Genomic DNA, 24,810 nt, shown 5'->3' on the forward strand with positions numbered 1-24,810 from the left:
TTCTTCCTCTCCATCGGACACTCCTCGTGTTGGCTCGAAAGCCTATCATGGGTGTCCACTCGAACGGGGCAGGATCAGTGATCGCCTGCCCCTGTGCGCTCGTCATCTCCACCCCTGTCTCCATCGTCGCGGCGCTGGCCTCCTCGGCGAGGAGCGGCGTGCTGATCAAGGGCGGAGCCTATGTGGAGGCGCCGGCGCGGCTGACCGCGCTGGCCATGGACAAGACCGGCACCATCACCCTGGGCGAGCCGGAGGTGGCGGGCCTGCATCCCTTGGGCGACGCCTCCGAGCGGGAGCTGCTGGAGGCTGCCGTGGCTCTGGAGTCGCGTTCCTCGCACCCGCTTGCGCGCGCCATCCTGGCGCGCGGCGAGCGCGACGGCATCGCGCGCACCGCCGCCGAGGACACGCGCACGGTCCCCGGCCGGGGCGTCGAGGGGACGTGGCAGGGCCGGCCGGTCTGGCTCGGCTCCGATCGCTTTGCCGCCGAGAAGGGTCTGGACGGCGCGATCCCTCGCGACCTGGTGGAGCGGATCGAGGGCGCGGGCGCGACGCTGGTCACCGTCGGCGCGGGCGACAGACTGATGGGGCTGATTGCGCTGCGCGACCGTATCCGCCCCGATGCCCACGCCGTGGTCGCCCGGCTGCACGAGTTGGGGGTCGGCACGATCGTCATGCTGACGGGCGACAACGAACGCACGGCCCGCGCCGTCGCCGCCGAGGTCGGGATCGACGAGGTGCGCGCCGAGCTGCTGCCCGAAGACAAGGTCGCGGCGATCGAGGAGCTGGTTGCGCGGCACGACGTGGTGGCGATGATCGGCGACGGGGTGAACGACGCGCCGGCGATGGCGCGGGCCCATTTTGCCATCGCCATGGGCGCGGTAGGCTCGGACGCAGCCATCGAGACAGCCGACATCGCGCTGATGACCGACGACATCGCCAAGGTGCCGTGGCTTATCAGTCATTCCCGCCGCACCATGGGCGTCATCCGCCAGAACATCGCGCTCGCGCTCGCCACCAAGGCCGCCTTTGTCGCCCTGACGGCGTTCGGGCTTGCCTCGATGTGGGGCGCCATCGCCGCCGACGTGGGCGTGTCGCTACTGGTCGTGGCCAATGCTCTGCGGCTGCTGCGCGCCGGGCGCGACGCGCCGCCGCCCGAGGGCGGCGAGCGGGTCGGCACGCGCATGGCGCAGGGCGCGCTGGCGCACGGGCATTGATCGGCGGCCCGTCGCCCTCTACTCAGGGCGGAAGAACAATGGCCACCGAACCACGGGGCGCGACGGGCAGGCATGATGACACGATTGACGCGGCGCGCGGCGCTCCTCGGGGGCGCGGGCGCCCTCCTTTCCGGCTGCGTGAGCAAGTTCCGGTCCTATGACGGCCCCGCCGTGACCCGGCTGCGGCTTTTCAAGGGGGATAGACTGCTGGCCCTGGAGGGTACGCGACGTACCCTACGGACCTATCCGATCGGCCTGGGCTTCGCGCCGGTGGGCCACAAGCAGTTCGAGGGCGACGGGCGCACCCCGGAAGGGTCCTACGTCATCGATCGTCGCAACCCCGACAGCAAGTTTCACCTATCCATCGGCATCTCCTATCCGAACGCGGCGGACGTCGCCTACGCGGCGGCGTCAGGGCGGCATCCGGGCAGCGACATTTTCATCCACGGAGGGCCCCGGAGTGGCCTCGACCCAATGAACGTGCGCGACTGGACGGCGGGCTGCATCGCCGTCACCGACCGCCAGATCGAAGAGATCTACGCCATGGTCCGCGACGGGACGCCGATCGATATCCACGCCTGAGGGCTCAGCTCTTGCCCGTCAGATCCGCCGCCACAGGCGGGCCGCCCCGCCATCCGTAAGCCATGCTGACAACAGCGCCGCCAGAACGAGTGGCGGCAGCACGAGGTCGCCGAGCCGCGCGTAGAGCGTCGCGGGCCGTGCGGCGGGCAGCTCGGCGTCGAGGATGCCGGTCCGCTCCATCCCGAGGCGGGCGAGGATACGACCTTCCGCGTCGATCACTGCCGAGATGCCCGTATTCGCCGCCCGCACGACGGGCAGCCCCTCCTCGGCCGCGCGCATCCGGGCCGAGGCGAGATGCTGGCGTGGTCCGATCGAGGTGCCGAACCAGGCGTCGTTGGTGGCGTTGAAGATCCAGTCGGGCCGGATGGCCTTGTCAGCGACGTGGCCCGGAAAGACGATCTCGTAGCAGATCGCGACGCCGACAAGCGGCAGGCCCGGAAGCGCCAGTGTGCGCGGTCCCGGACCCGGCGCGAAGTCGCCCGGCGTCTCCACGAGGCGAGCGACGGGCAGCCAGCGCGGCACGTATTCGCCGAACGGGACCAGATGGTGCTTGGCGTAGTCGGCGATCGGGCCGCCGCCGGCGCCGTATGCCTGCACGGCATTGAAGTAGCGCACCCCCTGTCCGTCCGCGACGCGGTCGGGCGCCCCCGCCAGAAGCACCTGTCTCGGCCCCAGCATCTCCGCAATGCGGTCTACGGCCGCCGCGTCCTCGCCCAGATAGCCCGGAAAGGCCGTCTCAGGCCAAAGCAGCAAGTCAACCGCACCGGGCGCCGCCGACAGGCGCAGGTAGCGCGCGAAGATCGCCTCGCGCAGCCCCGGTCGCCACTTCTCGGTCTGGGCGACGTTGCCTTGCGCGATCCGCAGGCGCACGTCCGTGCCGTCGGGCGGCGGCGCGGCCAGCCGCAGCCAACCGGCACCCGCCGATGCGATACAGATCAGCCCGGCGAGGGCAAACGCGCCCGTCCGCCGCCGCCCGTCCGCGCGTAGCGCGACCGCCGCTAGCGCGGAGACGAGCACCAACACGAAGCCCAGGCCGTAGCTGCCGACCCAGGCGGCAGGCTGGCGGAGCAGGTCGAACTCCGCCAGGGCGTAGCCCGTCAGGTTCCAGGGGAACCCGGTCAGCACGTGGCCGCGCAGCCACTCCGCCGCCGTCCAGCAGGTCGCGAAGGCCACCGCGCCCATGGCGCCGCCGGCCTTTAGCCGCGTGAAGGCGGTACAGGCGAGGGCGGGGAAAAGGGCGAGGAGTGCGCTCAGGCCCGACACGGCCGGGACGGCCATCCAGCCAAAGCGCTCGGCGTCGACCGCGAAGCTCTCGGCGATCCAGGAGAGCCCGAAGGCGAAGTATCCAAGCCCGAAGGCATAGCCGAGGGCGAGCCCGCGCCGTGGACGCGCACCCGCGACCAGAAGGAACAGCGCCGAGTAGGCCAGCGGCGCCGCCGGCAGCACCGAGAGGGGCGGCAGGGCGAGCACCGCCGCCGCACCGGCCGCGCAGGCGAGCGGGAAGGCCAAGCCCCCGCGGGCGGATCGCGCGGCTGCGGCGACGGTCACGAGGCGGGGACGCGATCGGCGAAAAGCGGACGCAGGATCATGAGGGCCGCCCCGCAGACCACCGCCACGTCGGCGAGGTTGAAGGCGGGCCAGTGCCAAGTCCCAGCATAGAAATCGAGGAAGTCTGTGACCGCCCCGAAGCGGAGGCGGTCGACGACGTTGCCGAGCGCGCCGCCGACGATCAGCCCGGCGGCGACGGCCTCGCTGCGTGTTCCGGCGGCGATCATGACCCGCAGCAGCCAGGCGCAGATCGCGGCGGCAACCAAGGTGAGCGCCCACCAGGGCACGTCGCCGAATAGCCCGAATGTCACCCCGGAGTTGCGCCCGAAGACGAGGTTGAAGCCAGGCGCGACCGGCACGCCGCCCGCCATGCTTGCAGCCTCCGCGACGACCAGTGCCTTGCTGGCCTGATCGACCGAGAGCGCCGCAAGCAGCGCGGTGCTGCCCAAGGTCAGGTTCCGATGCCGCATCGCCAGTCCGCTCATCCCAGCCAAACGTCGAGGAACAGCATGAGGACCAACCCCACGGCGAGACCCAGCGTTGCCCGGTTCTGATGGCCGCTTCGATGGGTCTCGGGAATGATTTCGTGGCTGATGACATAGAGCATCGCGCCCGCCGCAAAGGCGAGGCCCCAAGGTAGGAGCGGTTGCGACAGCGTGATGATGCCGGCGCCCAGGAGGCCGCCCACGGGTTCCACGAGGCCGGTCAGGGCAGCGATGCCCCAGGCTCGGCGTCTGGCGTAGCCCTCGCCGAGCAGCGAGACAGCCACCGCGAGGCCTTCGGGCGCGTTCTGCAGACCGATGCCGATCGCGAGCGGCAGGCCGCCGGACAGGCCGTCCGCCCCGAAGCCCACACCCACGGCGAGGCCTTCGGGGAAATTGTGGATGGTGATCGCGATGATGAAGAGCCAGACGCGCCTGAGCGAGGCGGCCTCGGGCCCCTCGCGCCCGCTCGCGAAATGCTCGTGCGGCAGGCGTTCGTTCAACAGCGCGACCGCGCCCATGCCGAGCAGGATCGAGACGCAGACGATGGCGGCGGGCATCGCGCCGTTCTCGAACATCGGCTCGGCGGCATCGAGCGCGGGAATGATGAGTGAGAAGAAGGAGGCGGCCAGCATCACACCGGCCGCGAAGCCGAGCGCCATGTCCCGCGTGGCCCGCGACGGGAGCCGACCGAACAGAACCGGGACCGCCCCGATCGCGGTCAGCGATCCAGCGGCGAGGCTGCCGAGGACGCCGAGCAAGATGGGAGACAGTTCGGTCATGATCGTCCTCGCGGTGCCATCTTCTGGAAAGGGGGGTGGATGGGTCCGTCTTGGACGTTTCTTCCCTCTGCGAGGCAAGCATTGGCCGGCCACTGAAGCGACGTTGCGATCGCGCGGCCGTAACCGGTGTTCCAGGCCCCCGGTTCTGTTTCCGGGTCCGGCGTTCTATGAAGCGTCATCACATCGAGTAAATCGAGGAGAGACGTTCCAGAATGCTGACCAGACGCCATTTCATCGTGACGACTTCCGCCCTGTTCTCCGTATCGGCCGCTGGCCCCGGACTCGCGAATAGTTGGCCGACGGCAGCGCAGAAGGCGGCCTGGGACGCGCAGGTCACGCCATCGGCCTACAATCCGGCAACGACGAACCCCTGGGGCCTGCACCCGCGCCTGTTGCCGCAACGGGTCGAGGCGCGGCTTGGCCTCGTACCAGGCGACATCCACGTCGATGCGACGGCGCGTTACCTCTATCACATCGAGCCCGGCGGAACGGCCATGCGCTATGGCGTGGCCATCGGTCGGGGCGGTCTCTACGAGCCCGGCACCTACACGATCCGCCGCAAGGTGGAATGGCCGCACTGGACGCCCACGCAGGACATGATCCGCCGGGAACCCGAGGCTTACGCGCAGTTCGAGGACGGGATGGAGCCGGGCCCCGAGAACGCGCTCGGGTCGCGCGCGCTCTACCTCTTCGAGGGCGGCCGCGACACCTATCTTCGAATTCACGGTACACCTCATCCGACCTCGATGGGCACTCGTCAGAGTTCCGGCTGCGTCCGCATGGTCATGCCGCACATCAACGACCTCTACGAGCGGGTCGAGACCGGGGTGACGGCCTTCCTTTACCCGGCTGAGGGCGACGGCCCCTCGACGGCGCATAGCTGATTGCTCACCGAGCCGACGCAGGGTGTCCTGCCCAGCCGACAGATCCGCCTCCGACATGCCACGGTCGGACGCCTGGGGACGCGGGCGACCACCCGGCCGGGGAGGCCGGGTCTCGCAGGCCAAGGTCGGCCGCATGCCGTCAGACCGGCGCCGGCGTCGCACGTCGATTGCAGATCGTCCGCCCCTCGACCGTGCGCAGCGGCAGCATGGTGGTTTCCACCGGTCCGACATGGCGGTACCAGTAGCACCCGTCCTCGGGACGCAGGCGGACGAAGCTCAAATCCTGATAGGATGCCGCCAAGGCGTTCAGCCGCGTCAGCACCTCCCGCGACGGGGCCGGCTCCAATCCCGCGGTCTCGCCCAGCGGGACGGCACAGGCCCCGAGCGTCATCACGGCCACGAAGAGCAAGGCCGCCCGGCCCGTAGCTCCCACACGCGGCACAGGCCGCCCCTTCGTCGTCTGAGCGCCCATCCGCAGGGCCTCCGTGGCGATCGCTTCCATCATCATAGCCTTCCTTCGGTTGCCATGCTGTCGGCGAGCGCGCCCTCGAGACGCACGCGCGCCTTGGCCAGCTGCTCCAGCGCCAGGCCGTCCTGTGCTTTGCGCGCTGCGACCTCCGTCAGCCGCTCATCGGACAGCGGGTCGGTGGGCCGGCCGTCCACAAGCACCTCGTAGTGCAGGTTCGGCCCGGTGGCCGTTCCCGTCGCGCCGACCCGGCCGATCGTATCGCCGGCCGCGACGCGCTGTTCTTCGGCCAAACCGTCGGACACGGCGCTCAGATGCGCGTAGCGGGTCATGGTGTCCGCTCCGTGCGCGATTTCGACGACGCGCCCGTAGCCGCCGCGACGGCCAATAAAGGCGATCCGTCCCGGGGCGGTCGCCTGCACCGGCGTTCCCTGCGCGGCGGCGAAGTCGACCCCCGTATGCATTCGCACGTTGCCGAAGACCGGATGAACGCGCCGACCGAAGACCGAGCTCAGTCGCGCGCCATCCACCGGTTGCGCGAAGACACGCTGCACCTCGCCGTCGAGGTAGATCGTGGCGCGGCCTGTCCCGTCCTCGGGCCAGGCGATCTCGTAGAGCGCGTCGCCGAGGTCGAGCGCCACGAAGAGGAGCTCGGGCTGGCCGACCGGATCGTCCCCGACACGGGCTTCGCGCCACATGAAGCGCAGCGTCTCGCCGCCCGTGAAATCCCGCCGAAAGTCCACGCTGCCACCCAGCATCTGCGCCAGATCGACCGCAAAACGGGCGGGCATCCCGGACTCCTCCAGCGCCGCGAAGAGCGAGCTCTCGATGCGTGCCTCGCCGGCGAGGGAGATGATTTCAGGATCGGGGGTGGTGACGCGGGTCAGCACCCGGTCGCCGAGGATCGCCTCGATCCTCACGCCACCGTCGACGTCCAGGGTGACGCGACCTGGAAGCTCGTCCTGCATCGAGACGACGCCAATCGTATGACCGGGGCGCAGCCGCCGCAGGTCATATTCCGCGCCGATGGCAAGGGCGATCTCCGCCCGGTCCGTCGCGGCGAGTCCGGCTTCCGCGAGCACCGCGTCGAGCGTCTCCCCGGGGGCGATCTCTCGCAACCAGATAGCGGGCCCCGGCTCGACGTCCGGACCGGACGCCTCGGCCGGCGCCTGCGCCTTTGCCTGCGTCGGGGCCGGAGGTGCCGGCATCCGTGATCCGGCCGAGGCCAGGTCCGGCAGCAGGGGACCCTTCGTGACGTCAGCCGACAAGCCGACCGCCATCGATGAAACGCCGCCCGCCAAGGCCAGTCCCGCCGTCCAGAATCTCACTCTCATGTCGCCCCTTCCGTTTCCTGTTCCATTGCGCGGCGTATCTTCGGAACCGCGAACTCCCTCGGTTCGTGATAGTCGACGGTGCTGACGAAGCGCCCCGCCGCGTCGAACAGGAAGACGCTCGACGTGTGGTTCATCGTGTAGTCGCCGCTGTCGGTCGTAGCCCGCTCGTAGGTCGCCCGGAAGCCTTCGGCCGCGCGCACGATCTGCTCCTCCAGGCCGGTCCAGCCGCGGATCGCCGGATGGAAATAGCCGACATACTCCGCCATCGCTTCCACATCGTCCCGCTCCGGGTCGACCGTGATGAAGACCACGTTCAGCTCATGCGTGGCCGTTCCCAGCTCGTCCAGCCAGCCGGAGATGTCGGCCAGCGTCGTCGGACAGACGTCGGGGCAGAACGTGAAGCCGAAGAACACCAGGCTCGGCTGCCCAACCAGCATATCGGGGCTGACGGGCCGCCCCTCGTGATCGACAAGGTCGAACTCCATCGCCGTGAGCGGCAGGGGCCGTCCGTCGTCTTCGCGCGCGAGTGCGCCGGAACCGTCGACCTGCCACCAGCCCGCCAGCAGCGTCAGCCCGAGTGCGGCAACGCCACCGGCGCCGTAACCGAGAATCGCCCTACGTCGCATCAGCCCTCCGGCCCGCGCGCAGCGATGCCCAGGACCGGCGCCGCCACCGTCACCTTGCCGCCGTCCGAGAAGGTCAGCGTCAGCGGGAAGCTTTCGCCTTCCTGCATCGGGCGCCGAAGATGCATCAGCATGACGTGCATCACTCCGGGTGCGACCGCGACCGTCTCTTCCGGTGCGATGACGATCGCGCCCGCCGGAGCCATCGTGCTGACGCCCCGGGCGTCGGTCGTGACCCGGTGGATCTCGGACATCATCGCGAGGTCGCTCCGCAGTCCGGTCAGCGTGACGGCCTCGTCGCCCGCGTTGCGGACCTCCATGAAAGCCGCGCAGGGCCGGGACGTGCCGATGGACGCACGCGACCAGGCGTTCTCGACGACGACATCCTCGGATCCCGCCAGGGCGCCCGTTGCAAGCACGGGCGTCAGCAGCAGGGCCGCAAGCGTGGATCGGGCAACATGTTTCATTCTTATTTCCTCGGAGCCCTCAGCTTCCGGCCGCCGCGACCTCCTCCGCGACCAGCGACCGCAGCTCGGCCTCGCCGAACGGCTCGACCGGCCGATTGTTGACGAAGAAAGTCGGGGTTCCGCGGATGCCGACGGCTTCCACGTCGGCGCGGTCCTGGTTGAGGATCGCCACCACGTCGGGTGCAAGCATCTGCGTCCGCGCCGCCTCGGCGTCCAGCCCGGCTTCGGCCGCGACATCGAGGATCAGCCCGGATTCCGGTGCGCCGCGCGAAGCCCAGCGGGGCTGCTCGCGAAGAACGGCCTCCAGCACCGGCTCGTAGACGCCCTGCATCCGCGCCGCCTCCAGCACGCGGATCGCCTCCTCGGAGGCTTCGCCGTGGAACGGCGTGTATCGGATCGCCACGCGCACCGCATCGCCATGCTCGGCCATGATGTCCTTCACCACCGGATAGAAGGCGCGGCAGGCCTCGCAGGCCGGGTCGAAGAACTCGACGATGGTGACGGGCGCATCCTCGGGTCCGAGGATCGGTGCATGTGGGCGAAGCAGCGCCTCGGCCTGCGCGGACGGAACCGCCGCCGTTTCCGCCACCGGTCCCGCGCGAGTGGCGAACCAGGCGGCGAGGGCGAAGCCCGCGAGGCACAGCACGAGGACGGACAGGACGAGCAACCTGCGATTCATGAACGTGATTCCTTCAAGGATAGAGCTGACAGTCCGACGACGAGCGCGAAGGCCATGAGCGACAGAAGCGGGATCGGCATGCCGAGGATCAGCTGGTTCTCGTCGGTGCAGGACGGGCCGGTCGCGGTGCAGGGCTGGATCGGCTCCGGGATCAGACCGGCGTAGAGGCCCACGTGCCAGAGCGCGATTGCGGCACCGCCGAGTCCGAGCACCACGCCGTAGCGTCCGACGCGGGCATCCTGCCACCAGAGCCCGAGCCCCAGCACGATGGCCAACGGGAACATGAAGACGCGTTGGTACCAGCACAGCAGGCAGGGCATCTGGCCCAGCACCTCGCCGACGAACAGTACGGCCAGCGAAGCGGCGAACGCCACGATCCATGCGGCCGCGAGGGCCGTCTCGCCGGACAATCGCCGTATCACGAGGACATCTGCCGTTTCAGGCCCGCGAGGATCTCCTCGACGGGCGTGCCATACGACCAGGATTGGACGTAGACCCCGTCGGGGCCGAACAGGAACAGCTGCGAGGAATGACCTATCGCGTAGCCGCCCGGCGCTGCGGTCTGCTCGACCTTCTCGTAGTAGATGTGGAAGCTGTGTGCCGTGCGGTCGATCTGCTCCGGCGTTCCGGTGAGCCCCACGAGCCTCGCGTCGAAGCGCGGCACGAACTCCGCCAGCATCGAGGGCGTGTCCCGTTCCGGATCGACCGAGATGAAGAGCGGCTGCACCCGCGCAGCGTCGTCGCCCAGGCCCTCCATCACCGCCGCGACCTCGGCCAGGGTCGTCGGGCAGACGTCCGGGCAGTTCGTGAAGCCGAAGAAGACCAGCATCCAGCGACCCGCGAAATCCTCTTGCGTGCGGATCATGCCCTGATGGTCCGTCAGTTCGAAGGCCGCCTGGAATCCCGGGCCGCCCTTTTCAACTTGAGCCGCGCGATAGTCCGCCCAGAGCAACAGCCAGACGAGTGCGAACGCGGCGATGCCGATCGATATCCGTCCCGCCGTTCGGACCGTCATGGAACGGAGCACTGCGTCGAAATCATCATGACGCGGGAGATAGGGCCTACAGCAGGTAGAGGTTCAAGGCGAATTAACCCGATACGGGATCCGGTCACGGGACCGTGAAACCGCCCTCGCCGCGGGATGCCCGATCACCTAGACCCTACAGTCGATAGAGATGAGGCAACGGCGATGCATACGATCGGAACCCTTTCCGCCAGGACCGGAACCAAGGTCCAGACGATCCGGTACTACGAGCAGATCGGCCTGATGCGCGAGCCGGGGCGGTCGTCCGGAGGGCAGCGCCGCTATCATGAGGCCGATCTCGATCGGCTCGCCTTCATCCGCCATTCCCGCCAGCTCGGCTTTCCGCTCGATGCCATCCGTGAGCTGCTGGACCTGTCCGACAGCCCCTCCAGGCCCTGCGCCGAGGCCGACTCGATCGCGCGGCGGCAGCTGCGGCAGGTCGAGCTGCGCATCGCGCGGCTCCAGGCGTTGCGCAAGGAGCTCAAGCGCATGGTCGCCGAATGCGACGGCGACAGCGTGGCCGAGTGCCGAGTCCTCGAAGTCCTGCGGGACCACTCGGAGTGCCTGACGGAGCACGAGGAGATCGGGGCGTGAGGCTCGAAGCGGGAACCCTCTTGGTCTTGGGTCTGTTTCCATCCGAGCCTGTAGATCCGACATGAGCGAGACCATCAAGCCGCAGGACGCGCGCCAGCGTCGCATCCTCTGGATCGTCCTCGTCTTGAACGTCGCCATCGCGGTCGGTTTCTTCGGCACCGGGGCGTTCGGCGACTCCTCGGCCCTGATCGCCAACGGGCTCGACAACACGTCCGACGCCTTCGTCTACGCCCTGAGCCTCTTTGCCATGTCCCGGTCCGGCCGGTGGAAGCGTGGCGCCGCGAATGTCTCGGGCGGCCTCCTCATCCTCTTCGCCATCGGGATCCTGTTCGACGCGGGACGCCGGTATCTGGAAGGATCGGATCCCCTCGGTCCCGTGATGATCGTGACGGCGATGATCGCGGCCGCGGTGAACTTCGCCTGCGTCATCCTGCTGCGCCGCATCCAAGACCCCGACGTGAACGTCCGCGCGGCCAACACGTTCAGCCTCAACGACTTCGTGGCCAATCTCGGCATCCTCATCGCGGGCGGACTGGTGGCCTGGCTGGGCAGCAACTGGCCCGACCTCGTCGTCGGCGTCGCGGTCGCGGCGATCGCGGCCTGGGGCGGCGTCGGAATCCTGCGGGACACGCATGGCGAGCACCACAAGGCGGTTCATGACGACCCGGATGCATAGGACAGGAAACCGCGACGGAACCCATGCCTGACATGCCCGCAGCGATCGCATACCCGGTGGCCGCGCTGGCTGAAATTGTGGGCTGCTTCGCGATCTGGGCGTGGTGGCGCCTCGGGGCCGCGCCGCTCTGGCTGGCGCCCGGCATCCTTTCGCTCGCGATCTTCGGCTGGCTGCTCGCTCAGGTCGAGACCGTCACGGCGGGGCGCGCCTTCGCCGCCTATGGCGGTGTTTACATCGCGGCGTCGGTGCTCTGGATGTGGCTGGCCGAGGGACAGCGACCGGACAGGTGGGACTTGATCGGTACGGCGATCTGCCTGGTCGGTGCGGCGATCATCCTGACCGCGCCGCGCGCTACATGACGAACCGGGCTTGAAGCTCTAGCCGCTGTAGCTGTTACATCCCTTCTCGAATGATTCGAGGAGCTATTCGGTGCCCCATGACCATGGCCACGGCCATATCGACCCCGCTTCCGGCGACCGCCGCGTCGCCATCGCGATCTGGGCCAACGGCCTGCTCACGGTCGCGCAGATCGTGGGGGGCATCCTGTCGGGCAGCCTCGCGCTGATCGCCGATGCGATCCACAACTTCTCGGACATGGCCTCGCTGGTGATCGCCTTCGGCGCACGCAAGATCGCGCGGCGCCCGGCCGATGCGAAGATGACCTTCGGCTACGGCCGGGTCGAGATCGTCGCCGCCCTCATCAACTATACCTCGCTGATCCTGATCGGGGTCTACCTTCTCTACGAGGGCGTGATGCGCTGGATCGAGCCCTCCGAGGTTGCCGGCTGGACGGTCGTGATCCTCGGCGGCGTGGCCCTTGCGGTAGACACGCTCACGGCGCTCCTGACCTACTCGATGCAGAAGGGCTCCGTGAACATCCGCGCGCTGTTCCTGCACAACCTGTCGGACGCGCTGGCCTCGGTCGCCGTGATCGTCGGCGGCACGCTGATCCTTCTCTATGACCTGTATTGGGTGGACCCGGCCATCACGATCGGGATCGCCGCCTACATCCTCTACCTTGCCCTGACCGAAATCGGCGGGCCGATCCGCACGCTGATGCTGGGCAGCCCGCCCGACGTCGATACCGATGCGGTGATCGCCGCCGTGTCCGGAATCGACGGCGTCGAGGAGGTCCATCACGCGCATTTCTGGCAGATGGAAGAACATGCCGTCGCGCTCGACACCCACGTCGTCGTGCCGCGCGACCGCTGGGGCGAGATCGAGGACATCAAGGCGGCGATCAAGTCGCGGCTGAAGGACGAGTTCGACGTCGAGCACTCGACGCTGGAGTTCGAGCCCGCCGACCGAAAGCACGCGGATGCCAACCTCTACGGGCACGGCTGAAAGGAGAGAAGGATTATGTGGAAGGAACTCGCCATCGAGGCTCCAGGGGTCCTCGCGCTGGAATGCGCCGGCCGACTGTCCGAGCGCGACTTCGATGAGATGCATGCCTGGATCGACCGGCAAGTCGCCCGGCATGACCGGCCTGCGCTCGTCGTCCTCATGGCGCGTTCGATGGCTATGAGAGCCCGTCGGCGTTCTGGGCAGACATGCAGATCGACGCGCGGCACGCAGACGACTTCGCACGCGTCGCGTTCGTCGCCGACGAGCCGTGGATCGAATGGGCCACGAAGGCGGGCGATCCGCTCACGTGCGCGGAGCTGAGGTGCGACGCGTCCGATCCGGCTACATCGGCACGACATGAACCGGCGACCCAATGAACGTTCCTCCGTTGCTCGTGCATCGTCGGCATGGGAGCCGGCCTTCCGCGCGACGGTAATTCCGCGCCTCGCCATCGTCGACGTCGTGCGTGGAATTGCCATCGCGGGCGTGGTGCTGTTCCACCTCGTGTGGGATCTCGCCTATCTCGGTGTCATCCCGGCTTGGATCGCATCCCATTCGCTGTGGCTGCTGTTCGGCCGCGTGCTCGCGGGCACCTTCATGGCTCTGGTCGGGGTGAGCCTCGTCCTCGCGTCGGCGGACGGGTTCCGGCGACGTGCGTTCATGCGGCGCCTCGCCGTGCTGGTCGCAGCGGCGCTCGCGATCACGCTCGTGACTCGCGTCGCCTTCCCACAGACCTTCGTCTACTACGGCATCCTGCACGCCATCGCGGTGGCGAGCGTCATCGGCGCCCTCGCACTGCGCCTGCCCACTTCCGCCATCGCGGCGCTCGGCGTCGCGGCTTACGTCCTCGGCTTCTTCTGGACATCGGCGGCGTTCGATCCGCGATGGCTCGCCTGGACCGGCTTCGCGGCCATGCCTCCACGCAGCAACGACTTCGTTCCCGTCTTTCCGTGGATCGGGCTGACGCTGCTCGGCATGGCCGGAACGCGGCTGGCTCTTGCTCGAGGCTGGGCATATTGCGCGCGGCCGCTCGACGGGCGCGTCGATCGATCGCTGGCATGGATCGGTCGGCACAGCCTTCCGATCTACCTCATCCATCAACCCGTACTGCTCGGCGTGCTGATCCCGCTCGTCGGGTTGGTTCGGTGACGGGTTCTCATCCTCGGCGCCTGCTCAGGTACGGGAGGTCTGGAGCGGGTTGCGGTGTTCGTCAGGATGCACCCCGGCATTGGCTCCGTCTCGTTTCACCAAAGCCGCCATTCACGCCCGTCGCAGCATTGGTTAACGATAGTTCGAGGACCAAGCTCCTCTCGCGGCAGGGCGCCTGCTCCGGGCGTTTGAAGCAGATCCGAGCGCTTCGCTTCTCCAAACGAACTCTTCGGGCTGACGATCGGAACCTTCTCAATCTTCAGATCGGAGGTTTCCATGGAAGAGAAGACCACAAAGCTGCGCCAGCGGATGATCGAGGACATGAATATTCGCGGAATGGGCGAGGTAGTGCCCCACGGGGTGGTGTAGGAGGCCGCGCGCAGAGCCATTTGGCGTATCGCATCGCGCGGCCAGTCTGGCGGCCACCGCGCTTCTTCGTAGTCTGAGGTTGTTCGAGCCGACGACAACGAAGGAAAGCACGATGACCGAGACCATGATCGACCTTCCGGGCGTGATCGCCAAGAGCGACGACACGGACTTTCTGCGCGAGCTGATCCAGGATGCCGCGCAGCGGCTGATGGACATCGAGGTGGCCGCTGTGTGCGGTGCCGGACATGGCGAGCGCAGCCCGGAGCGGGAGAACCAGCGCAACCACTGCCCCGGCAGGCGATTGCGCAGCAATCTGCCGAGAGGGGGCTACCGGCCGCGCCGATGGGATACGCGGGCGGGCACGATCGGGCTGAACATTCCGAAGTTGCGCAAGGGCAGCTATTTCCCGACCTTTCTGGAGCCGCGCAGAACGGCCGAGAAGGCGCTGATGGCGGTGATACAGGAGGCGTACATCCACGGTGTCTCCACCCGCGCCGTTGACGATCTGGTGCGCGCCATGGGTCTGACGGGCACGTCCAAGAGCCAGGTGTCGTGGCTCTGCGAGGAGATCGACGAGCGGGTGCAGGTGTTTCTGAACCGACCACTGGAGGGTGACTGGCCGTTCCTGTGGCTCGACGCCACCTACGTGAAGCTGCGTGAGGGCGGACGCATCGTCTCGATGGCGGTGATAGTGGCCGTGGCGGTCAACGCGGACGGCCGACGCGAGATACTTGGCATCGCCGTCATGCCTTCCGAAGCCGAAGCCTTCTGGTCTGACTTCTTGCGCTCCCTGACCCGGCGCGGCCTGCGTGGCGTGCAGATGGTGATCAGCGATGCCCATGAGGGCCTCAAGGCGGCCGCACGCAAGATCCTGGGGTCTGGATACCAGCGCTGTCGTGTGCATTTTCAGCGCAATCTCTTGGCCCGCGTGGGCAAGGCCAACAAGCCGGTGGTCAGCGCCGTGGTGAAGACCGTTTTCGCCGAGACCGACCGCGACCAGGCCCATGCCCGCTGGCGCGAGGTGGCCGACAACCTCCGTGACCGGTTCCGCGACGTGGCCAAACTCATGGACGGTGAAGGCGTGAAGCGATCGATCCGGGGGATCGATCGTAGCCGGAACGAGCACGACGTCCTCGCCTACATGGCCTTCGATGAGAGCCTGCGCTCGAAGCTGCACAGCACCAACCCGCTGGAGCGCGTAAACAAGGAGATCAAGCGGCGGACCAATGTCGTGGGGATCTTCCCCAACCGTGAGGCCGTCGTCCGCCTCGTCGGGGCGCTCATGCTGGAGCAAAACGACGAGTGGGCCGTCTCCCGCCGCTACATGCCAGTGGAAAAGCTGACGGGCGTATGCGACGATGCCCACGCGGCAACGATGATCGCCGCCCAGTGAACGAGCGACACCAGCTACGAAGAAGCAGGTGGACGCCAGTTCTTACACCATCTCCTGGGACACTACCATGGGCGACAAGGCCCGAGACAGGCCCACATCCGGCTAAGGATTTTGCCGCGTTCTTCGGCGCTCGCCGGACACCGCCCACCGCGCGCAGCGGCGTCACGCGGTTCGACAGCGCCGCAATGATCGGGGTCTTCGGGGCTGTTCCACGGGCGCCCCGATGGGGTCACGCGAAGCCGGTCCGGTCGTGACACAGCAAACCCCTTCAGGATCGCGACGATCCACTCGAGGAGTTGCACGTCTATTTCGACGTCGATCTCGTCCGCGGGAGAGGTCTCCATCTAGCGACCGGTTGCCCACATCCGGCCTGTCATCTCAGGCGGACGTAGCCCAGATCCCGGTTGTCGCGCTTCGGATCTCACCCTCGTAGACCGAGAAGTTGGTTAACTCCTCGATATTGGTGAAGTGCGAGATCACGAGGAGCGGGTCCCGAGCCATCGACGCCATCCCATGTCGAGATCAGGTCGCGGAGCTCCTCGCCGTCCGGGACGCCCTGCAGCGACAGGAGCAGGTCAACCGCGGGGTGCGTGACGAGGTCGATGCCGACGGCATGGTCCGGAAGATCACCGCCATCCCGCTCACGAGCATGTCCCGCATGGTGGCACCCCTCGCTTGTTACGATGCGGGCGGGGCGGATGCCGTTCGCGGCAAGAAGGAGACTGAAATCTTCCCTGACGTCGCGCAAAAGCGCAGACCTCGACTCACGATTGCGAGCGCCAATAGATGGTCTACGAGGGTTACGTTACCCTGTCCGAGCGGATTTCGCATCAGGACCAAGCATAGAAGGCCATCGACCGGATGCCAGCAACTATCTTTCTCAGCATCGGGCTGATTGTCGTCACGGTCACTGTGCATTTCTGCGTGTTCCGACAGATCAGCATCGCGCTTCTCAGATGGAGCTGTCCCTGCTATTGTGGCCTGACGCTGGCAGTCGGGTCGATCACCCTCGCACATGTCGCCAAAGCGGCAGTATTCTCCTTGGCCTTCTGGTGGGGGGACGCCACCTTGGAAATCGGCACGTTCGGCAAAGCGCAAGACATGTCCTAGGTGGACTACTTCTATTTCTCGCTCGTCAACTTCACGACGTTGGGGGGAAGAACTCGTTCTGACAGATCATCTTCGCTTTCTCGCGGCCATCGAAGCATTCGTCGGCTTTCTGATGATCACTGCATCCGGGATGCTATGTCCTTCAGGTGATGTCGGGCAAGCCCCCCGGATCGGGATCGTTCCTTGAGTCAATAGGCATCGGCTGCAGGCAGATCCGAAACCCGCGACGGCTTCTGGGCCATGTCGCATGATCTGCGCGCATCGCCGGTCGATCTTTGAAAACATAGGTTTTCGGTCTAGCGGCGCCGTCTCTGGAATGGCTCCCGCCTGTCTCGAAAGGCCGTCCCTGGATCGCGCGGCATCCGCGCGACTCCGGACGGGCCCTCATTCGAATGTCCACGCCGGGATTTCCGTCGGTAGGGATCAGAGCGCCGAGCGTGAATGACAGTGCCGCCACGGCCCAGACGGGCGACGCCAGCCTCGTTCGGGGAACGCAGATACCGGCGTTCCCCGGCACGTCAGGGCGTGGTGCCTAATTGCATCCTGACGCTCAGAACCAAACGCGCAGGCCTGCCACGACCGAGAAGGTGCCCGTATCCTCGCCGGCCGGCAGCAGGTCGGCGGTATCGCCGACGGTCTCGCTCCAGGAGACGCCGACATAGGGCGCAAACTCGCGCCGGATCTCGTAGCGCAGACGCAGGCCGACTTCGTAGTTCGTGATACCGGAGCCGAGATCGAGCTTTGCGACATCCTGCGCTTGTGCGGCAATCTCGAAGCGCGGTTGCAGGACCAGACGCTGGGTCAGGAACTCATCGTACTCGATCTCGAAATCGCCCGAGACGTCGCCGTCCTCGCTGACGTAGAGGTTGGCCTCGATGCCGGTCCAGTAGGTGTTGAGCCCCTCGAAGCCCAAGACGGCGTAGGACAGCTCCGGATCCGGTTTGAAATCGTGGCGCAGGCCGACCTGGAGGTTCCAGTACGGCGTGATGGCGCGGTTGTAGAGGACCTGCACCTCGGCGGCGTCGAGCCCCTCGTCGAACGAGCCTTCTCCTTCCAACTCGAACCAGAGACGGTTGTAGTCCCCGCCGACGAAGCCGAACCCGTCGTAAAGGAAACCGGGCTCGCCCTCGCCGGATTGCCATTCCAGCCGGTCGAAGATGGCAAACCTAACGATCTGATTGTCGTGGATCGGCTCGCCCGGAACGTCGAACCGGCCCGTGGCCAGTTCCGCCGCCGTAATCGGTCCGAGAGGATCGCGGACCTGGGAGAGCCGATCGGGAACGACGACATCGGGTGGGTTCTGGGCTGCGAGGGGTCCGGAGATGACGGCAAGCGCGGCGCCGGCAATGGCAGAGAAGATGAGCGGTTTCATTGGCTGACGGCCCCCTTGAGCGAGACGTTCACCACCCGGAACATGCCGGAGTGGAAGTGGTAGAGCATGTGGCAGTGGAAGGCCCAGTCCCCCAGCTCCACGGGCGTGATCAGGACCGAGAGCTTCTGGCCGGGCTTGACAAAGACGGTGTGCTGGCGCGGTCGCTTGGCCTGGCCGTTCTCCAGCTCCATCCACATCCCGTGCAGATGAATCGGATGAGCCATCATCGACTGGTTGAACATCGTCAGCCGCAGCCGCTCGCCCAGATAAAAAGGGATTTTGTCGGCCTGCGAGTACTTCTTGCCATCGAAGGAGAAGATGTAGCGGGTCATGTTCGTCGTCATGTTGATGAACACCTCCCGCTCCACAGGGGGCGAAGGCAGCCGGTATCTCGAGCGTAGCTGGTTCTCGGTCAGCACCCGCCAGCCATCCTCGCCGAGCCCCACGCCCGGGTCGGACATCCGCTCCTGCGGTTGCATCGTGCGCATGGCAACGTTGACATCGTTGCCCATCGGCATGTTGGGAGCCGGATCGCGCATCATTCCGCCCGAAGGCGTGAGCGAGTCGTCCATCATCCCCATCCCCGTCTGTTCGAGGCTGCGGAGCGGACGCTTGCGTTGCGCGGGCAGGGGGCCTTCCATCCCGGCGCGCGGCGCAAGGCTGATCCGCGCGAAACCGCTGCGGTCGAGCGTTTCGGCATAGACGGTATAGGCGCGGTCTTCGCGGGGCTGGATGATGAAGTCGTAGGTCTTGGCGACGCCGATGCGGAACTCGTCGGTCTCGACGGGCTCGATGTACTGGCCGTCGGACTGGATCATCGTCATCGGAAGGCCGGGCACGCGCACGTCGTAATGCGTCATCGCCGAGGCGTTGATCACCCGGACCCGCACCCGCTCCCCCGGCCGGAACAGCGCCGTCCAGTTCGCCGCCGCATCCACGCCGTTGGCAGTGAAGATGTAGCCCTTGTCGGTGACGTTGAGCAGGTCGGTGGGCGTCATGCCCATCTCCGCCCAGGCCAGCCGGTCGCGCATCGTCTCGAGCGCACCCCGGGTGCGTAGATCGGCCGCAAGGTCGCCCAGCGTCAGCTTCTGGTAGTTGTAATACTCCGACCCCATCTTCTTGAGGCGGCTGTAGATGAAGTCCGCGCTGATCTTGGGAAGGTCGGCCAGGATCATCACCACGTCGCGGTCATAGCCGTAGGGCTCGCGGCCATCCGCCGGATCGATGACGATCGCACCGTACACCCCCTCCTGCTCCTGGAACCCGCTGTGGCTGTGATACCAGTAGGTGCCATGCTGCTTGACCCGGAACCGGTAGGTGAAGGTCTCCCCCGGCGGGATGCCCGGATAGTTTACGCCGGGCACGCCATCCATCTCGAAGGGCACGAGAAAGCCGTGCCAATGCGTCGAGGTCGACTCGGACAGGGTATTCGTCACGTTGAGCGTGACGTCGTCGCCTTCGCGCAAGTGGATCAGCGGCCCCGGGATCGACCCGTTGTAAGTCAGGCGGTCGCGAGTAATGCCGCCGATGGTCATGGACTTCTTGCCGATCGTCAGGTCGTAGCGCGATCGCGGGCCGGGGCTGTCCATGACCGCAGCGCCGGCACTCGACATGACCGGTCGAAACATCGGCGCGGGCGCGCAGCCCGCGGTCAGTCCCAGGGCCCCGGTGGCCGAAAGGGATTTGATCAGATTCCGTCGGGTAATCATCGTGCGGAGCTTTCAAGGTCTGGGGTTCGTCTGTCGGACGGCACATGGTTCGATGTGCCCAATGGTTAATAATCGTCGCCTACCGACCCTCCAGCGCTGTAATGAAACAGAAATTCGCGATCTCTCTCGAGCTGCAGAGCAGCTGTGTCGTACGGGACCCATGCCCTTCCGCGACGGCAAGAAACCTCGAGAAATCGAACGCGCCGAGCGGATAAGCCGGACCGGTCGCCGCGCCATGATTTCCAGATTTCAACCGTGGAAAAATTCCGGAACGTGACTGGATCGGACCGACATGCACGCACTTGTTCCGTTGACAGCCTCCCCGCCTTCGGATCGTGTGGCCAGGTGCGCGGCCCGGTATCGGGCCGTCGGCCTTGCAGATTTCCTTTGGGATCGGTGGACGCTGCAGATGGATTGAATTGGCGCCGCGAAGGCGCTTTCCAGCAAGGGACTGGAGGGGCTGTTTCCCCGCATCGTCCAAACTCTCGAGATCGATCCGGACCGGCATCGTCACATCAGGCTCAAGCGGCTGATCGCCTCCGGCAGAGTCGTCCGGGTCCGGCGTGGAGACGACGCCTTGCAAGCCGCGCTCGGCGATCTCTGGATGGCGCCCGCCGGAGACGCGTACCACGTCCATCATAGCGGCGACGTCCACGCGATGTTCCGGGCGCGGCACCGGTCCCTGCTGACCGATTTCCGGGCGACCGCGATCGACGCGGACCAGCCCTTCTCCCGCCTGGTCGAGATCGGATGCGGCGTCGGCCGGCTGCTCGGCGACTGCCTGGCCGCTTGCCCCGAGATCGCCAACTTCGTCGGCCTCGACCTGAATCCCTATGCGAGCCGCCGGATGGCAATTCGACCGCATCTACCAATCCACCCTGAAAGCGTCTGGCTGTAAGGCTGTGACGATTGTCACCCGCCGCTCACTCGAAATGCCCCACGTCCGGGCCGGCCGATCTCAGCCGGACGTAGCCCAGGACGCGGTTGTCGCGCTTCGGGTCGATCATCAGCATCTCGCCTTCGTAGACAGAGAAGTTCGTCAGCTCCTCGATGTTGGTGAAGTGCGAGATGACCAGCAGCGGGCCGCTCCCGTCACCGCCATCCCAGGTCGAGATCAACGTCCGCAGATCCTCGACATCGGGGGCGCCCTGGAGCGACAGGAGGAGATTGAGGGCCGGATCGGTCACGAGATCGACGCCCTCTGCGTAGTCCGGCGCGATCACCGACATGCCTTCGACGACCGCGTCCCGCGTCGCCTGGTTGCGGCACCATTCCGAGGTGACGATGCGGGCGGGCCGGATGTCGTTCGCCGCGAGCAGAAGGCCCAGATCGTGCATCCGGTCCGCGCCGTCCGACGTCAGCAAGCGTTGGTTGGCGCAATCCGTCGGAGCCACGTCCTTGGCATCGCGCATCGACCAGTCCGTCGGTCCGTGCCGCATCAGGAAGACGATGTCCGGGCGGAACAGCTCGTCGAGCATCTGGTAAGGCTCGAAGCGCAAGGAATCCTTGCGCTGCGTCCCGTCGGCTTCGAGACGTGCAGGCAACCGGTCGGCCATCGCTTCGGGCAGATCGACGTCCATCCCGCCCATCGTGTCGGTGAGCTGGGTTATGCGCCCCATTGGCTGCCCGGCGCCGTGGGTCGCGGCCTGGGCCGGAGCGAGAGGGGCCGCAATGCCAACCAGGCACAGCAGCGCCATGCCGAACGCGCGACGCGTCGGAGAATGTGTCATCACCGGAGTGACCTTTCAGAACGGGGAGGAACCCGGACCGGAGACGCGGGGGACGTCAACTCCGGCCCGGGGATCAAGGCCCGTGAAGAGACTCCGGACCCCCTCTACGATGCCTCAAAGGGCACCGTAGAAATGATTAATTGTTGTTGATGATCGCTTCGATCTGGCCTTGCGTTTGCGTGTCGTTGTCCTCGGAGTCGACGATCCCTTTGATGGCAGCGATCTGGCCCAACGTGAGGTGGTCGAGTTTGTCGGTCGGGATGCCCAAACGCTCGAAATCGCTCATCAGGGCGGTCTGAAGCATATCGTAGCCTTCGCCCATGCCGGCCATGGGGGCTGCGGCGAAAGCGGCTCCACCGAAGGACAGAGCGGAGATGGTTGCGATGGTTGCAATCGTACGGTTCATAGAATGCTCCTTTCGAGGGCATTGATCTTGGTACGGTGATATTAAGCAAAACCTCCCGAGTAGAAGGTTCCGCATGGTTGCCGATGCCCCGGAGGGCACCGATGCTATTCTTTGAGTTCGACGACCGTGAGCTTGCCCTCGACGCGGTCGGCGACGAACTCGATCTCCTCGCCTTCCTCCATCTCGGCGATGAGTTCGGGGTCGGCGCGGAACACCATGGTCATGGCGGGCATGCCGAGGTTCTCGAGCTCCTCGTGGATCAGTGTGACCTTGCCGGCATCGGCGTCGATCGCCTTGACGCTGCCCTTGGTGTAGGCCTCGTCCTGCGCGAGGAGGGCGGTCGGGACGGCGGTGAGAGTGAGGGTGGCGGCCATGGCGGCCGAAACAATGAACGTTTTCATGGAATGTTCCTTTTTGGGGGGCAGGGTGCGGTCACGGGCGCTCAGTTGACGACCAGTGGCCCATGCATGCCGCTTTCGTAATGGCCGGGGATCAGGCAGGCGTACTCGAAGGCGCCGTCGTTGGCGAAGGTCCAGACGATCTCGCCGGTCTCGCCCGGCTCGAGCCGGACGGCGTTCGGATCGTCGTGCTCCATCTCGGGGAATTCCTCCATCAGCGCCTTGTGCTCGGTGATCTCCTCGGACGTATCGAGGACAAGTTCATGCTCGAGATCGCCGGTATTGGTGACGACAAAGCGCACGGTCTCGCCCTTCTCGAAGGTCAGGTCTCGGGGCTCGAACAGCATCTCGCCGTCGTCGGTCTCGACCATCGAAAGTTCGACGGTGCGGTCCACCTGGGCGGCGTCGCCGGGCATGCCGACGGCCATCTCGTCGCCATGGCCGCCATCGTGTTTGCCGGCCGCGAAGACGGGGGCTGCGAGCGCCATCAGGGCGGTGGTCAGGATCAGGTTCTTCATCGTGCTTCCTTGGGTTGGGTTCGGTAATCGAGGTATCAGCCGACAATCAGTCGGCCATGCATCCCGGCCTCGTAATGGCCGGGAATGAGGCAGGCGAAGACGAACGATCCTGCGTTCGCGAACGTCCAGACGAGGGATGCCTGATCGTCCGGCCCGACGCGGGCCGCGAAATCCGCATCGTGGGGCATGTCGGCCACGCCGCGCATCTCCTCGCGGTGGCCGTCGATCTCGGCTTCCGTCGCCATGACGAACTCGTGCGGCATGGCCCCATCGTTCGCGAGCACGATGCGGACCGTTTCCCCGGCCGCGATCTCGAGCGCCGCCGGATCGAACGTCATCGCGCCGTCCGGCGCATCGCGCATGGAGACGCGGATCGTCCGCCCGATCAGGGCCGGATCGCCGGGATGGCCGATGGCCATCTCGCCCTCGTGCAGGACGGCACGATCATGGGGAGCGCCGTGAAAACTGTCGGCCCAGGACGGAGCGGCGAACGCCCCGATGAGAGTGGCTATCACGAGACTCTTTCGCATCTCAGGACTTCTCCACCGCGCGGGTGCCGGGGGCCGGGAGCGACTCCCTGAGGGGAGCTGGGTCGGTGTAGCGGGTGACCGCGTCGGTGACCTGCGCGGGCTCGGGCACCTCGCCCGTCCACTCGGCCACCGTGGTCTCGGGCGGGCTGTCGTACCAGCCCGGGTCGGAATAATCGTTCGCCGCGATCCCCTCGCGGACCTTCACCACCGAGAACATGCCGCCCATCTCGATCGCGCCGTACTTGCCCCAGCCGTTCATCATCGGCGTCGTGTTGTCGGGGATCGGCATCTCCATCTCGCCCATGTCGGCCATGCCGGCGGTGCCCATCGGCATGTATTCCGGTTGAAGCCGGCGAATCTTCTGCGTCACTTTTGTCTTGTCGGCGCCGATGAAGGTGGGGATCTCGTGGCCCATGGCGTTCATCGTGTGGTGCGACTTGTGGCAATGGATCGCCCAGTCGCCCAGGTGTTCGGCCTTGAAGTCGAAGGCCCGCATCGCGCCAACCGGAATGTCGATGGAGACCTCGGGCCATGCCGCCTCCGGCGGAACCCAGCCGCCATCGGTGCACGACACCTTGAAGTCGTAGCCGTGCATGTGAATCGGGTGGTTGGTCATCGTCAGGTTGCCGACGCGCACCCGCACGTCGTCGCCCCGGTTGACCACCAGCGGATCGATGCCCGGAAAGATCCGGCTGTTCCAGGCCCACAGGTTGAAGTCCGTCATCTCCATGATCCGCGGCACGTAGGTGCCCGGGTCGATGTCGAAGGCGTTCAGCATGATGAGGAAGTCGCGGTCGACGCGGCGGAAGGACGGGTCCTTAGGATGGACGACGAACATGCCCATCATGCCCATGGCCATCTGGGTCATCTCGTCGGCATGCGGGTGGTACATGAAGGTGCCCGACTTGATGAGGTCGAACTCGTAGGCGTAGGTCTTTCCGGTCGGGATGGCGGGGCCGCTCAACCCGTGGACGCCGTCCATCCCCGAGGGGATGATGAGCCCGTGCCAATGCACCGTCGTGGGCTCGGGCAGCCGGTTGGTCACGAAGATGCGGACCCGGTCGCCTTCCACGGCCTCGATCGTCGGGCCGGTCGAGGTGCCGTTGTAGCCCCAGAGATGGGCCACGGTCCCCTCGGTCAGCTCGCGCTCGACGGGCTCGGCGACGAGATGGAACTCCTTGACGCCGTCCTTTATGCGCCAGGGCAGCGTCCAGCCGTTCAGCGTGACGACGGGGTTGTAATCCGGGCCCGTGGTGGGCGCCGTGGGGGTCTGCGTGCCCGCGGCGCGCGTCAGCGCGGCTTCCGGCAGGGACCGGTTCGCGGTCTGCGACCAGGCCTCGGTGGTCATCATCGCGGCGCCTGCGGCACCGGCCACACCGGATCCGAGCAGTTGACGTCGATTCATCATCGGTCTGTTCCTTCTCTCA

29 protein-coding genes and 1 pseudogene are annotated in these 24,810 nt (G+C 66.6%); 10 read left to right on the forward strand and 20 right to left on the reverse strand.

Annotated features, from left to right (window positions below):
- Together Q1B08_RS17085 and Q1B08_RS17090 are read left to right on the forward strand one after the other, a co-directional pair.
- The coding region (locus tag Q1B08_RS17085; protein ID WP_299821571.1) for a heavy metal translocating P-type ATPase at window positions 1-1,214 on the forward strand (1,214 nt) is incomplete at its 5' end.
- A 72-nt stretch (window positions 1,215-1,286) separates the two neighbouring features.
- Window positions 1,287-1,796 carry a L,D-transpeptidase family protein gene (locus Q1B08_RS17090; RefSeq protein WP_299821573.1) on the forward strand — a complete coding sequence of 170 codons (510 nt, stop codon included), beginning with the start codon at window positions 1,287-1,289 and terminating at the stop codon, window positions 1,794-1,796.
- An 18-nt stretch (window positions 1,797-1,814) separates the two neighbouring features.
- On the opposite strand, the gene lnt is transcribed toward Q1B08_RS17090, so the two are convergent.
- From lnt to Q1B08_RS17105, 3 genes are read right to left on the reverse strand one after another with little or no spacing between them, the layout of a single operon-like run.
- Entirely contained in the window at window positions 1,815-3,305 is a 1,491-nt protein-coding gene (gene lnt / locus Q1B08_RS17095; protein WP_299821575.1) for an apolipoprotein N-acyltransferase, read from the reverse strand.
- Window positions 3,306-3,340: 35 nt separating this feature from the next.
- Window positions 3,341-3,814, reverse strand: coding sequence for a signal peptidase II (gene lspA / locus Q1B08_RS17100; protein WP_299821577.1), 474 nt, complete (start codon window positions 3,812-3,814; stop codon window positions 3,341-3,343).
- Between the two features lie 11 nt (window positions 3,815-3,825).
- Window positions 3,826-4,608 carry a ZIP family metal transporter gene (locus Q1B08_RS17105; protein WP_299821579.1) on the reverse strand — a complete coding sequence of 261 codons (783 nt, stop codon included), beginning with the start codon at window positions 4,606-4,608 and terminating at the stop codon, window positions 3,826-3,828.
- Between the two features lie 212 nt (window positions 4,609-4,820).
- On the opposite strand from Q1B08_RS17105, the gene Q1B08_RS17110 reads away from it, so the two are divergent.
- Window positions 4,821-5,492, forward strand: coding sequence for a L,D-transpeptidase (locus Q1B08_RS17110; RefSeq protein ID WP_299821581.1), 672 nt, complete (start codon window positions 4,821-4,823; stop codon window positions 5,490-5,492).
- 139 nt (window positions 5,493-5,631) lie between these two features.
- On the opposite strand, the gene Q1B08_RS17115 is transcribed toward Q1B08_RS17110, so the two are convergent.
- The 7 genes from Q1B08_RS17115 to Q1B08_RS17145 are packed head-to-tail and all read right to left on the reverse strand — an operon-like array spanning window position 5,632 to window position 10,076.
- On the reverse strand, window positions 5,632-5,997 hold the full coding sequence (locus Q1B08_RS17115) for a hypothetical protein (RefSeq protein ID WP_366140042.1): 366 nt from the start codon (window positions 5,995-5,997) through the stop codon (window positions 5,632-5,634).
- Complete coding sequence (locus tag Q1B08_RS17120) at window positions 5,997-7,292, reverse strand: M23 family metallopeptidase (RefSeq protein ID WP_299821583.1); 1,296 nt, start codon at window positions 7,290-7,292, stop codon at window positions 5,997-5,999. Before Q1B08_RS17120 ends, Q1B08_RS17115 begins: the two co-directional genes overlap by 1 nt.
- A complete protein-coding gene (locus Q1B08_RS17125; protein ID WP_299821585.1) occupies window positions 7,289-7,918 on the reverse strand; it encodes an SCO family protein in 630 nt (209 codons plus the stop codon). Before Q1B08_RS17125 ends, Q1B08_RS17120 begins: the two co-directional genes overlap by 4 nt.
- On the reverse strand, window positions 7,918-8,382 hold the full coding sequence (locus tag Q1B08_RS17130) for a copper chaperone PCu(A)C (protein WP_299821587.1): 465 nt from the start codon (window positions 8,380-8,382) through the stop codon (window positions 7,918-7,920). The genes Q1B08_RS17125 and Q1B08_RS17130 overlap by 1 nt, the downstream gene beginning before the upstream one ends.
- Window positions 8,383-8,401: 19 nt before the next feature.
- Window positions 8,402-9,061 (reverse strand): thioredoxin domain-containing protein, encoded by a 660-nt coding sequence (locus tag Q1B08_RS17135; protein ID WP_299821589.1) that lies wholly within the window; start codon window positions 9,059-9,061, stop codon window positions 8,402-8,404.
- Window positions 9,058-9,480, reverse strand: a complete 423-nt coding sequence (locus tag Q1B08_RS17140) for a disulfide bond formation protein B (protein ID WP_299821652.1) — start codon at window positions 9,478-9,480, stop codon at window positions 9,058-9,060. Before Q1B08_RS17140 ends, Q1B08_RS17135 begins: the two co-directional genes overlap by 4 nt.
- The gene (locus tag Q1B08_RS17145) at window positions 9,480-10,076 is read right to left on the reverse strand and encodes an SCO family protein (protein WP_299821591.1); all 597 of its coding nucleotides are present in this window, start codon (window positions 10,074-10,076) and stop codon (window positions 9,480-9,482) included. The genes Q1B08_RS17140 and Q1B08_RS17145 overlap by 1 nt, the downstream gene beginning before the upstream one ends.
- A gap of 174 nt (window positions 10,077-10,250) precedes the next feature.
- On the opposite strand from Q1B08_RS17145, the gene Q1B08_RS17150 reads away from it, so the two are divergent.
- From Q1B08_RS17150 to Q1B08_RS17175, 7 genes and pseudogenes are all read left to right on the forward strand, one after another.
- Window positions 10,251-10,679 (forward strand): helix-turn-helix domain-containing protein, encoded by a 429-nt coding sequence (locus Q1B08_RS17150; RefSeq protein ID WP_299653747.1) that lies wholly within the window; start codon window positions 10,251-10,253, stop codon window positions 10,677-10,679.
- 61 nt (window positions 10,680-10,740) lie between these two features.
- The gene (locus tag Q1B08_RS17155) at window positions 10,741-11,355 is read left to right on the forward strand and encodes a cation transporter (protein WP_299821593.1); all 615 of its coding nucleotides are present in this window, start codon (window positions 10,741-10,743) and stop codon (window positions 11,353-11,355) included.
- A 32-nt stretch (window positions 11,356-11,387) separates the two neighbouring features.
- The gene (locus tag Q1B08_RS17160; protein WP_299821653.1) at window positions 11,388-11,714 is read left to right on the forward strand and encodes a YnfA family protein; all 327 of its coding nucleotides are present in this window, start codon (window positions 11,388-11,390) and stop codon (window positions 11,712-11,714) included.
- A gap of 70 nt (window positions 11,715-11,784) precedes the next feature.
- Window positions 11,785-12,699 (forward strand): cation diffusion facilitator family transporter, encoded by a 915-nt coding sequence (locus Q1B08_RS17165; RefSeq protein WP_299821595.1) that lies wholly within the window; start codon window positions 11,785-11,787, stop codon window positions 12,697-12,699.
- Window positions 12,700-12,878: 179 nt separating this feature from the next.
- A pseudogene (locus tag Q1B08_RS22080) lies at window positions 12,879-13,076 on the forward strand (STAS/SEC14 domain-containing protein); the annotation flags it as partial.
- Complete coding sequence (locus tag Q1B08_RS17170) at window positions 13,057-13,848, forward strand: heparan-alpha-glucosaminide N-acetyltransferase (protein ID WP_299821597.1); 792 nt, start codon at window positions 13,057-13,059, stop codon at window positions 13,846-13,848. The pseudogene Q1B08_RS22080 and the gene Q1B08_RS17170, both read left to right, overlap by 20 nt.
- Window positions 13,849-14,296: 448 nt before the next feature.
- Window positions 14,297-15,610 carry an IS256 family transposase gene (locus tag Q1B08_RS17175; protein ID WP_299821599.1) on the forward strand — a complete coding sequence of 438 codons (1,314 nt, stop codon included), beginning with the start codon at window positions 14,297-14,299 and terminating at the stop codon, window positions 15,608-15,610.
- 378 nt (window positions 15,611-15,988) lie between these two features.
- Here the strand turns inward: Q1B08_RS17175 and Q1B08_RS17180 are convergent, their stop codons facing one another.
- From Q1B08_RS17180 to Q1B08_RS17225, 10 genes are all read right to left on the reverse strand, one after another.
- On the reverse strand, window positions 15,989-16,111 hold the full coding sequence (locus Q1B08_RS17180) for a hypothetical protein (RefSeq protein ID WP_299821601.1): 123 nt from the start codon (window positions 16,109-16,111) through the stop codon (window positions 15,989-15,991).
- Window positions 16,112-17,270: 1,159 nt separating this feature from the next.
- Window positions 17,271-18,092 carry a copper resistance protein B gene (locus Q1B08_RS17185; protein WP_299821603.1) on the reverse strand — a complete coding sequence of 274 codons (822 nt, stop codon included), beginning with the start codon at window positions 18,090-18,092 and terminating at the stop codon, window positions 17,271-17,273.
- Window positions 18,089-19,681 carry a multicopper oxidase domain-containing protein gene (locus tag Q1B08_RS17190; RefSeq protein WP_299821605.1) on the reverse strand — a complete coding sequence of 531 codons (1,593 nt, stop codon included), beginning with the start codon at window positions 19,679-19,681 and terminating at the stop codon, window positions 18,089-18,091. Before Q1B08_RS17190 ends, Q1B08_RS17185 begins: the two co-directional genes overlap by 4 nt.
- Window positions 19,682-19,880: 199 nt before the next feature.
- Window positions 19,881-20,666 (reverse strand): hypothetical protein, encoded by a 786-nt coding sequence (locus Q1B08_RS17195; RefSeq protein WP_299821607.1) that lies wholly within the window; start codon window positions 20,664-20,666, stop codon window positions 19,881-19,883.
- Between the two features lie 58 nt (window positions 20,667-20,724).
- The gene (locus tag Q1B08_RS17200; RefSeq protein ID WP_299821609.1) at window positions 20,725-21,420 is read right to left on the reverse strand and encodes a hypothetical protein; all 696 of its coding nucleotides are present in this window, start codon (window positions 21,418-21,420) and stop codon (window positions 20,725-20,727) included.
- 247 nt (window positions 21,421-21,667) lie between these two features.
- A complete protein-coding gene (locus Q1B08_RS17205) occupies window positions 21,668-21,937 on the reverse strand; it encodes a hypothetical protein (RefSeq protein WP_299821611.1) in 270 nt (89 codons plus the stop codon).
- A 104-nt stretch (window positions 21,938-22,041) separates the two neighbouring features.
- The gene (locus Q1B08_RS17210; RefSeq protein ID WP_299821613.1) at window positions 22,042-22,338 is read right to left on the reverse strand and encodes a copper-binding protein; all 297 of its coding nucleotides are present in this window, start codon (window positions 22,336-22,338) and stop codon (window positions 22,042-22,044) included.
- A 41-nt stretch (window positions 22,339-22,379) separates the two neighbouring features.
- Complete coding sequence (locus tag Q1B08_RS17215) at window positions 22,380-22,853, reverse strand: cupredoxin family protein (protein WP_299821615.1); 474 nt, start codon at window positions 22,851-22,853, stop codon at window positions 22,380-22,382.
- A gap of 35 nt (window positions 22,854-22,888) precedes the next feature.
- Complete coding sequence (locus Q1B08_RS17220; protein ID WP_299821617.1) at window positions 22,889-23,383, reverse strand: plastocyanin/azurin family copper-binding protein; 495 nt, start codon at window positions 23,381-23,383, stop codon at window positions 22,889-22,891.
- A gap of 1 nt (window position 23,384) precedes the next feature.
- Window positions 23,385-24,791: a copper oxidase gene (locus Q1B08_RS17225; RefSeq protein ID WP_299821620.1), complete on the reverse strand. Its 1,407-nt coding sequence runs from the start codon at window positions 24,789-24,791 to the stop codon at window positions 23,385-23,387.
- Window positions 24,792-24,810: the final 19 nt, after the last annotated feature.

Source organism: uncultured Jannaschia sp. (assembly GCF_947494025.1).
GTDB lineage: Bacteria > Pseudomonadota > Alphaproteobacteria > Rhodobacterales > Rhodobacteraceae > Jannaschia.